Source organism: Thioalkalivibrio sp. ALE21 (genome assembly GCF_003208255.1).
In the GTDB taxonomy this organism is placed as follows: domain Bacteria; phylum Pseudomonadota; class Gammaproteobacteria; order Ectothiorhodospirales; family Ectothiorhodospiraceae; genus Thioalkalivibrio; species Thioalkalivibrio halophilus.
Genome location: NZ_QKMA01000048.1, coordinates 1 through 1,238 on the forward strand (window position 1 = coordinate 1; position 1,238 = coordinate 1,238).

Consider the following 1,238-nt stretch of genomic DNA (forward strand, 5'->3'; position numbering starts at 1 on the left):
CGACCCCATCCCGCCCTGTAGGAGGCCGGCCCTCCGGCCGATGGAGCCGCGCTGGATGCCCGAACGCCGGATCGGCCAGGGGGATGGGCTCCTGCCGGGTCGGGGGTTGGCGGGCATCCGGGAGCGCGATAGGCTTTCTGGCTCAAGGAACACAAGCTGGAGAAACGCGCCATGGATGGCCGCCCTCATGCCGAGGCCCTTCGCCGGGGCCGGTATTCCGAACCCGGCCGTATCTATCTGGTGACCACGGTCACGCGTGACCGCACGCCGGTTTTTCAGGATCTGTGGGCCGCCCGCGCCCTGATCGGTACGCTGCGTTACGCGGACAGGGAGAACCACGCGGAGACCCTCGCTTTCGTGGTGATGCCCGACCATCTGCACTGGTTGATGTCGCTGGGCGAAGTGGAATCGTTATCTACCGTGGTTCGATCCATCAAGGCCGTCACGTCCAGGCGTCTGGGGTATGCGGTGTGGCAGCCGGGGTTCCATGACCGAGCATTGCGGCGGGAGGAGGAGCTGTTGCCGATCGCCCGTTATATCGCAGCCAATCCGCTGCGTGCGGGGCTGGTCCGCAAGCTGGGCGATTATCCGCACTGGGACGCGGTATGGCTGTAACCGCGCCCTGCAGGAGGCGAGCCCGAAATCGGCCGGAGGGCCGGCCTCCTACGGGCCGTGCCCGCCGATCCGCCGGGGCCCGCCGACCCGGCCGGGGCACCCGTGGGAGGCCAGCCCCCTGGCCGATCGGGGCGTTGACCGATCCGGCGCAGGGGGGTCGCCCGAACGCAAAATCGGCCGGAGGGCCGGCCTCCCACCGTTCCCCCGCCCCGTAGGAGGCCAGCCCCCTGGCCGATCCCATGCTCGATGCTATGCTGGCCATAATCCCTTGACATTCTGGTACCAGGCTATGGATCCACCCATCGAAAAAATGTCGGTCGCCGAGAAACTGCGAACCATGGAAGCCCTGTGGGAGGACCTGAGCCGCACCCCCGAGCAGGTTCCTGCTCCGGAGTGGCACGGTGAGATCCTGGAGGACCGGGCGGCGCAGATAGAACAGGGGCAGGCGCAATTCACTCCCTGGAGCAGTGCGCGGGAACGCTTGCTCAATCGCCCCCTGAATGAAGATTGAGCTCCTCTCGGAAGCCGAACGAGTTACTGTCGAAAGTGGTGTACGGGGGGGATTGAGGAAGGCGGCGTATCCGGCTGGAATGGGAGTGCGACCAACCAGCCAGCCAGAGGAG

The 1,238-nt window shown here is 66.7% G+C and carries 2 protein-coding genes; both read left to right on the top strand.

What is annotated here, in order from left to right:
• Nucleotides 1–171: 171 nt before the first annotated feature.
• Entirely contained in the window at nt 172–615 is a 444-nt protein-coding gene (locus D893_RS13715) for a transposase (RefSeq protein WP_110620089.1), read from the top strand.
• 289 nt (nt 616–904) lie between these two features.
• On the top strand, nt 905–1,126 hold the full coding sequence (locus D893_RS13720) for an addiction module protein (protein ID WP_077244646.1): 222 nt from the start codon (nt 905–907) through the stop codon (nt 1,124–1,126).
• Nucleotides 1,127–1,238: the final 112 nt, after the last annotated feature.

Coding starts and splice junctions, on each gene's coding strand:
- D893_RS13715 (WP_110620089.1), top strand. CDS start 172: ATGGATGGCCGCCCTCATGCCGAGGCCCTTCGCCGGGGCCGGTATTCC.
- D893_RS13720 (WP_077244646.1), top strand. CDS start 905: ATGGATCCACCCATCGAAAAAATGTCGGTCGCCGAGAAACTGCGAACC.